Annotated in this window: 1 protein-coding gene; it reads right to left on the reverse strand. The window is 71.7% G+C overall.

Annotated features, from left to right (window positions below; translation table 11 throughout):
- Positions 1 to 546 (reverse strand): helix-turn-helix transcriptional regulator (locus OOT08_RS16850; RefSeq protein ID WP_442916273.1); only part of this gene is annotated, 546 nt, incomplete at its 3' end.
- Positions 547 to 575 lie beyond the last annotated feature (29 nt).

A 575-nucleotide genomic window follows, 5' to 3' on the forward strand; every position in this document is an offset into this window, starting at 1 on the left:
ATGGCGGTACCCGAAGCGCACCGTACGCCGCGCCTGGATCGCCTGGTGCAGCCGCTGCGCGACCGGCTCGGGCGAGCCGATCCGCGGGGCGACGCCGAGGTGGCGCGGGTCGAGCGCCGCGCCCAGCGCCTCCAGCTTCATCGTGGCGCGCCGGGACTGATCCGAGAGGCTGCCCTCCTGCCAGGCGAGTGATGCGAGCTTGAGCAGTGTCACCTCGTCGGCGCTGAAGGCGATGCCCTCCGGCAGTTGCAGCCGGTCCTTCGCGATGCGGTACCGCAGCAGCTGGTTATTGCCGACGGCGTCCGGGGACTCGAGCACCTCGAGCGGGACGCCGAGCTCGCGGAGCGTGTCCTTGTCGCGCTCGAACTGGCGCTCCAGCGAGGCGGGGTCGGCCGTGGCAAATCGCTCGGCGTAGCCGTAGACGCTCGACAGCAGCTCGCGTTTCGTCAGCCCCTGGGGGGCGGCGACGAGCGCGAGAATCACGCTGAAGACGCGCTGCTCGCCGGGAACAGCCCTCGGCCTGCGGGGAAGCGGGGTCTCCGGCACGGCCTACTGGCTCTGCGAGAGGGAGAGAG

The organism is Leucobacter sp. M11 (assembly GCF_035726885.1).
Classification (GTDB): domain Bacteria; phylum Actinomycetota; class Actinomycetes; order Actinomycetales; family Microbacteriaceae; genus JAPFRB01.